Annotated in this window: 6 protein-coding genes and 1 rRNA gene; 5 read left to right on the forward strand and 2 right to left on the reverse strand. The window is 65.6% G+C overall.

The annotated features are described in order from the left end of the window. Positions 1–164 precede the first annotated feature (164 nt). The 4 genes from ACIGFL_RS21610 (at position 165) to ACIGFL_RS21625 (ending at position 4,965) form a co-directional block, all read left to right on the forward strand. Positions 165–2,120, forward strand: a complete 1,956-nt coding sequence (locus ACIGFL_RS21610) for an acetoacetate--CoA ligase (RefSeq protein WP_397498514.1) — start codon at positions 165–167, stop codon at positions 2,118–2,120. A gap of 201 nt (positions 2,121–2,321) precedes the next feature. After that, positions 2,322–3,152 carry an alpha/beta fold hydrolase gene (locus tag ACIGFL_RS21615; protein WP_397498515.1) on the forward strand — a complete coding sequence of 277 codons (831 nt, stop codon included), beginning with the start codon at positions 2,322–2,324 and terminating at the stop codon, positions 3,150–3,152. Then, entirely contained in the window at positions 3,139–4,110 is a 972-nt protein-coding gene (locus ACIGFL_RS21620; RefSeq protein ID WP_397498516.1) for a diguanylate cyclase, read from the forward strand. Before ACIGFL_RS21615 ends, ACIGFL_RS21620 begins: the two co-directional genes overlap by 14 nt. Positions 4,111–4,314: 204 nt before the next feature. Beyond that, on the forward strand, positions 4,315–4,965 hold the full coding sequence (locus tag ACIGFL_RS21625; RefSeq protein ID WP_082457825.1) for a transporter substrate-binding domain-containing protein: 651 nt from the start codon (positions 4,315–4,317) through the stop codon (positions 4,963–4,965). 1 nt (position 4,966) lies between these two features. On the opposite strand, the gene ACIGFL_RS21630 is transcribed toward ACIGFL_RS21625, so the two are convergent. Continuing rightward, positions 4,967–6,190 (reverse strand): PilT/PilU family type 4a pilus ATPase, encoded by a 1,224-nt coding sequence (locus tag ACIGFL_RS21630; RefSeq protein WP_397498517.1) that lies wholly within the window; start codon positions 6,188–6,190, stop codon positions 4,967–4,969. Between the two features lie 149 nt (positions 6,191–6,339). Here ACIGFL_RS21630 and ACIGFL_RS21635 point away from each other — a divergent pair, with 149 nt between their 5' ends. Next, entirely contained in the window at positions 6,340–6,618 is a 279-nt protein-coding gene (locus ACIGFL_RS21635; RefSeq protein ID WP_031302901.1) for a peptidylprolyl isomerase, read from the forward strand. 218 nt (positions 6,619–6,836) lie between these two features. Here the strand turns inward: ACIGFL_RS21635 and rrf are convergent. After that, positions 6,837–6,952: ribosomal RNA gene (gene rrf / locus ACIGFL_RS21640) — 5S ribosomal RNA — on the reverse strand. Positions 6,953–7,152 lie beyond the last annotated feature (200 nt).

A 7,152-nucleotide genomic window follows, 5' to 3' on the forward strand; every position in this document is an offset into this window, starting at 1 on the left:
CCACCCTACGCTCCGAGCGGCCTTGCGTTTCGCGCCAGTTGCCGTGGCGGCGTCACTGCGACAGAGGGTCGGCCGCGTGGCGATAAGCGTCGCTGCGCGTCAAGGCAACCCCGTCCGCTTGCGCTAGGGTAGAAAGTATCGACAAGCAACGACGAGGACCGGCCATGCAGCAGCCCCTCTGGACGCCCTCCGCCGAACGTATCGCCGCCACCCGCCTGGATGCCTTCCGCCGCCTGATCAACCGGCGCCACGGCCTCGATCTGGCCGACTACCCGGCCCTGCACGCCTGGAGCGTCGAACAGCGCGAGGCCTTCTGGCAGGCCATCGTTGATTTTTTCGAGATTCGCTTCAGCACGCCCGCCGAGCGGGTACTGCGCGAGGGCCCGGCCATGCCCGACGCCGACTGGTTCCCCGGCGCCCGGCTGAATTTCGCCGAACACCTGCTGCGCCGCCGCGACCCGCATCCGGCGCTGGTGGCCGTGGGCGAAGACGGCAGCCGCGAGCAGCTCAGCTACCTGGAGCTGGCCGGGCATGTCGCCGGCCTGCAGCGCAGCCTGCGCGAGGCCGGCGTGGGCGTCGGCGACCGGGTCGCGGCCTTTATGCCCAACACCTGGCAGACCGTGGTGGGCATGCTCGCGGCCACCAGCCTAGGCGCCACCTGGTCGTCCTGCTCGCCGGACTTCGGCACCCAGGGGGTGATCGACCGCTTCGGCCAGATCGAGCCCAAGGTGCTGATCGCCGCTGCCGGCTACCGCTACGCCGGCAAGAACCTGGACCTGACCGCCAAGCTGGGTGAAATCCTCGAACGCCTGCCGAGCCTGCAGCAGCTCGTCGTCGTGCCCTACTCCCGGCCCGAGGCGAAGCCCGCCGACTTCAGCACCCAGGCCCGAGTGGCGCTATGGCAGGACTTCTACCAGCCCGGCGGCGAACCCGAATTCACTGCCGTGCCCTTCGACCAGCCGCTATACATCCTCTACTCCAGCGGCACCACCGGCGTGCCCAAGTGCATCGTCCACGGCGTGGGCGGCACCCTGCTGCAGCACGTCAAGGAACTCGGCCTGCACACCGACCTGACGGCCAACGACTGCCTGTTCTACTACACCACCTGCGGCTGGATGATGTGGAACTGGCTGGTCTCCGGCCTGGCCCTGGGCGCCACCCTGGTGCTGTTCGACGGCTCGCCCTTCCATCCGGGGCCCGAACGCCTGATCGAGCTGATCGATGCCGAGGGCATCAGCATCTTCGGCACCAGTGCCAAGTACCTCGCCGCGCTGGAGAAGGCCGGCGCCAAGCCACGCGAAACGCACAAGTTGCAACGCCTGAAAGCGCTTCTCTCCACCGGCTCGCCGCTGGCCCACGAGAGCTTCGACTTCGTCTATCGCGATTTCAAAACCGACCTGTGCCTGTCGTCCATCTCCGGCGGCACCGACATCGTCTCCTGCTTCGCCCTCGGCAATCCGGTGCTGCCGGTGTGGCGCGGCGAGCTGCAGTGCAAGGGCCTGGGCATGGACGTGCAGGTGTGGAACGACGGTGGCCAGCCGGTGACAGGCGAGAAAGGCGAACTGGTCTGCGCCCGGCACTTTCCCTCGATGCCGCTGGGTTTCTGGAACGACGAAGGCGGCGAGAAATTCCGCGCTGCCTATTTCGCCACCTTCCCCGGCGTCTGGGCCCATGGCGACTACGCCGAGGAAACCGCGCACGGCGGCCTGGTGATCCACGGCCGCTCCGATGCGGTGCTGAATCCGGGCGGCGTGCGCATCGGCACCGCGGAGATCTACCGCCAGGTGGAAAAGGTGCCGCAGGTGCTGGAATCCATCGCCATCGGCCAGGACTGGGCTGGCGATGTGCGCGTGGTGCTGTTCGTCCGCCTGCGCGAGGGCGTGGTGCTGGACGAGGCGCTGGAAAGCGAGATCCGCCAGGTGATCCAGGCCAACACCACCACGCGCCACGTGCCGGCGAAGATCGTCGCGGTGGCCGATATCCCGCGCACCATCAGCGGCAAGCTGGTCGAGCTGGCGGTGCGCAACGTGGTGCATGGCCGCCCGGTGAAGAACACCGATGCCCTGGCCAACCCGCAGGCGCTGGAGCTGTTCCGCGACCTGCCGCAGCTGCGGCAATAGCCGCAACACGCCCTATCCACGCCAGGCGACGAGCCGAACGATGCCGCCATTGGGCTCACACCCTTGCAGTCCCCGCGCCGCGGAAGACTGATAGCAAATCGCCTTCTGCCAATCGAAAGTACCTATACTGGCGTCATTTTTACGCCCTCGCGAGTTCGCAACCTCGCTCAGCGAGGTGCTTTCGCTTGTCGAGGTGACCGCGTGAGTATCATCCAGCGCAACCATGTTCAGCAGCTGCTGCCGGCGCATGCCGACGCCCCGGTGCTGGTCTACGGCCACGGCTTCGGCTGCAGCCAGGAGATGTGGAGCAAGCTCACACCAGCATTTGCACCGCACTACCGGCAGGTATTGTTCGACTACGTGGGTAGCGGCCGCTCCGACGCCAGCGCGTTCGATGCCGGCCGCTATCGACTGCTCGAGGGCTACGTCCAGGACCTACTGGAGGTTTGCGACGCCCTGCAACTGAGCGGTGACATCACCTTTGTCGGCCACTCGGTCAGCTGTAGCATCGGCATACTCGCCGCCATCGAACGGCCATCGTTGTTCTCCCGACTCGTGCTGCTCGGTCCCTCGCCCTGTTTCCTCAGCGACCCGCCGGCCTACGAAGGCGGCTTTCGGCGCAGCGACCTGGACAGTCTGCTGGAGCTGATGGAGCACAACTATCTGGGCTGGACGCAGCACTTCGCGCCGCTGGTGTCCGGCGCGGAGGCGGGCCAGCCGGTGACCGCGCAGCTGTCCGACAGCTTCTGCTCGACCGACCCGCTGATGGCGCGCCTGTTCGCCGAGGCCACCTTCAGCTCCGACATACGCGCCGCGCTGCCGCACTGCCCGGTGCCCAGCCTGATCCTGCATCACCGTCGCGATGCGCTGGTACCGCCAGCGGTAGCCGACTACCTGCACACTCACCTCAAAGCGAGTACCCTCGAGATCCTCGACGTCAGCGGCCACTGTGCCCACATGAGCCACCCGGAGCTGGTCGCCGTCGCCATGCTCCGCTACCTGCAAGGAAGCCATCACCTTGTTCTACCTTGAACGCCTGCCCTGTCCAGTGCTGGTGACCGACTGCAACGGCCAGATCAAGCACTCCAACCACGACTTCAAGCGCCTGGCCGGCGTCCTGCTGGTCGACAGCATGGATCATTACTTCCCGCCGGCGAGCCGCATCTTCCTGCACACCCATGCCTGGCCACTGCTGCTCAGAAACGGCGAATTCAACGAACTGCACCTGCAGCTACTGGCGACGGATCAACAGCACATCCCGGTGATGGCCAATGCCCGGATGAGCGAGGTGGATGGCGAACGCGAGGTGATCTGGCTGTTCTTCGTCGCCAAGGATCGTCAGCGCTTCGAGGCCGAACTGCTCAAGGCCCGCGAACAGGCGCAGGAAAACGCGGCGCAGCTGGCCAAGGCCAACCTCGCCCTGCAGAGCGCCTACGCCCAGCTCGCCGAATACGCCGTGGAGATCAAGAGCGAGGCGGAACAGTTCGCGCAGCTGAGCCACACTGACCCACTGACTGCGCTGGGCAACCGCCGGGCGCTGTCGCTGCACGTAGAACAGTGGACGGCAACGGTCAGCGCGCAGGCGCACGCCAGCCTGCTGCTGATCGATATCGACTACTTCAAGCAGATCAACGACCGCTTCGGCCATGCCGAGGGCGATCGGGTGCTCATCGAGCTGGCCCAGCAACTGCTCAAGAGCGTGCGCAGCCAGGACAGCGTCGTGCGCTACGGCGGCGAGGAGTTCGCGCTGTGGCTGCCGTTCGCCGATGGCGACGAGGCCGCGGTCATCGCCCGGCGCGTGCACGAGCAGGTTTCCCTGCTGCAGATCGCCGACCAGCGCCTTACCGTGAGCATCGGTATCGCCAACCTCGTACCGCAGGGGCAAGACCCCGAGCGCTACCTCGAACAACTCCTCGAAGAGGCCGACACGGCGCTGTACGCGGCCAAGGCCCAGGGACGCAATCGCAGCGTTCGCCATGACCGCCGCTGAGCCGGCGCACGGGGTCGATCCTGGCCGCCTGCCGCCGCATGAGCAAGAGCCGCGCGGCGTCACAGGTAGCCCGTGACCGTGCTGCGTATACTCGAGTAAGACCCTCCTACTGGGAACCCTGCCGTGTCGCTACGTCAACTCTGCTGCTGCGCCCTGCTCGCCCTGGCCGCCACCGGTCAGGCCGAGGAAGTCGTCGAGCTGTACATGCCGGAAGCGCCACCGCTGACCCTGGTCGCATTCGAGGCCGGCTACGGCATGGTCGGCGATATCACCCTGGCCGCCCTGGCTCGCGCGGGCTACCTCGCCGAGCTCAAGGTCGAGCCCTGGGCTCGCGCCCAGCGCACGGTTGCCGGCGGCCGCAACCAGCTGATCATTCCCCTTTCGCGCACCCCGCAGCGCGAAGCGCTGTATACCTGGATCGCGCCGATCATGCCGCTGGAACGCGCCTTCTTCAGCCTCGACGAGCCGGTGCAGAGCTTCGCCGAGGCACGCCAGCGCTACCGGCGCATCGGTGTCGGCCTGGGCACGGCGCAGGTGGAAATCCTCAGAACGCAGGGTTTCGCCGACCGGCAGATCGTCACCCACAACCTGGGCGAAAACCCCGTTCACCTGCTCGAGCGCGGGCGTATCGACGCCTGGTTCACCGGCGTGCCGGAGGCGCTGTATATCTGGCCACAGCACTCCAAGCGCGAGCTGCAGATGAGCCCGGCGCTGGCCAGCACCGACCTCTACCTGGCCTGTTCCAGGGACTGCGACACGCAGCTGGTGGAAAACCTGCGCGCCGCCGTGCAGAGCCTGCACGACGAGGGCATCAGCCAGCGCCTGATCGAGGCCTATCGGCCCGAGCCGCGTTGAGTCAGATCCCCTGCCGCCCCGGATCCTCCGGCGGCAGGTCCTCCTCGATGTCTTCCAGCTTGAGCTCCAGGCCCCAGTCGCCGGCATCGGCCACCTTGGGCGCGCTGACCGGCGCCGCTGCCGGTCGGGCTGCCGCGGCGGCCGCCGGCGCGGCATTGGCCGGGTTGTCGCGGTAGAGCTTGAGCTTCAGGCGCACGTTGTTCGCCGAGTCGGCGTTTTTCACCGCCTCGTCCTCGTCGATGGCGCCCTCGTGGACCAGATCGATCAGCGCCTGATCGAAGGTCTGCATGCCGAGGTTCTTCGACTTTTCCATGATCTCCTTGAGCTCGGAGAACTCGTTGCGCTTGATCAGGTCGCGCACCGTCGGCGTGCCCAGCATCACCTCCACCGCCGCACGGCGCTTGCCGTCGACGGTCTTGACCAGGCGCTGGGAGACGAAGGCCTTGAGGTTGTTGCCCAGGTCGTTGAGCAGCTGCGGGCGGCGATCCTCGGGGAAGAAGTTGATGATGCGGTCCAGCGCCTGGTTGGCGTTGTTCGCATGCAGGGTGGAGATGGCCAGGTGACCGGTATCGGCGAAGGCCAGGGCATGTTCCATGGTCTCGCGGTCGCGGATCTCGCCGATCAGGATCACGTCCGGTGCCTGGCGCAGGGTGTTCTTCAGCGCGGCGTGGAAACTGCGGGTGTCCACCCCCACCTCGCGCTGGTTGATGATCGACTTCTTGTGCCGGTGCACGTACTCCACCGGGTCCTCGATGGTGATGATATGGCCGCCGCTGTTGCGGTTGCGGTAGTCGATCAGCGCCGCCAGCGAGGTCGACTTGCCCGAGCCGGTGCCGCCGACGAACAGCACCAGGCCGCGCTTCTCCATCACCGTGCTGAGCAGCACCTCGGGCAGCTTGAGGTCCTCGAAGCGCGGAATGTCCAGCTTGATATTGCGCGCCACTATCGAGACTTCGTTGCGCTGCTTGAAGATGTTGATGCGAAAACGCCCGACGCCGGCCAGGGAGATCGCCAGGTTCATCTCCAGCTCGCGCTCGAATTCCTCACGCTGGGCGCTGTCCATGATCGACTCGGCGATGGCCGCCACGTCGCCGGACTTCATCGGCTCCTGGCTGAGCGCCTTGAGCACGCCGTTGAACTTGGCGCAGGGCGGCGCCCCGGTGGACAGGTAGAGGTCGGAACCGTCCTGGCTGGACAGGATTTTCAGCATTGCGTGGAGATCCATGGCGACGTTTCCGTGAGGCGCGATTGAAATACCATAGGCCATCATTCGCCGGCGTCGCGGGCAATGCATGACCCAAAATCTCGCGCCATTCTGCTGGCGCTATGGATGCTGGCACAATAGCAGCCCGGCAAATTTGAGGAGCCCGTCATATGGCAAAGGCAATGGCCCGCCACATCCTGGTCAAGACCGAAGCGGAAGCGGCGGCGCTGAAGAAACGCATCGCCGCCGGCGAAGCCTTCGACGTGCTGGCGCGCAAGTACTCCACCTGCCCATCCGGCAAGAAAGGCGGCGACCTCGGCGAAGTGCGTCCCGGGCAGATGGTGCGGGCGGTGGACCAGGTGATCTTCAAGAAGCCGCTGCGCGAGGTGCATGGCCCGGTGAAGACCCAGTTCGGCTATCACCTGATCCAGGTGTTCTATCGCGACTGACAGCCGCGAGCTGGCCTGCGCCGCGCAGCTGCAACTGCAACTGCAACTGCACTGGTTCACTGCAGGAGCGCGCGAACGGCGCACCCCGCTGCAAAGCCGGATATCCGTTGGGAGACGCCTCGCGCAGCGGCCGTTAGCTGCGCCGGCGCTGTTCCAGGTTTTCCCGGCGCAAAGAAGAAACCCCAGACCGCATTGGCGATCTGGGGTTTCGTATAGGAGCTTGACGATGACCTACTCTCACATGGGGAAGCCCCACACTACCATCGGCGATGCGTCGTTTCACTGCTGAGTTCGGGATGGGATCAGGTGGTTCCAACGCTCTATGGTCGTCAAGCAATTTGTTGCTGTCGCGGGGTTAGCCGTTACAGCGAATTGGGTATGTGACAGTCGTTTGGCTTGGCCCTTGGGCCTGTAGCTCTCGTGCAAATCTTCGGCTGTTGTCGACTTCACCATCGACACCCTCTGCTCTCAGAGCAGATTGTTTGGGTGTTATATGGTCAAGCCTCACGGGCAATTAGTATGGGTTAGCTCAAC

This window comes from Pseudomonas sp. NPDC077649 (genome assembly GCF_044542855.1).
Classification (GTDB): Bacteria; Pseudomonadota; Gammaproteobacteria; order Pseudomonadales; family Pseudomonadaceae; genus Aquipseudomonas.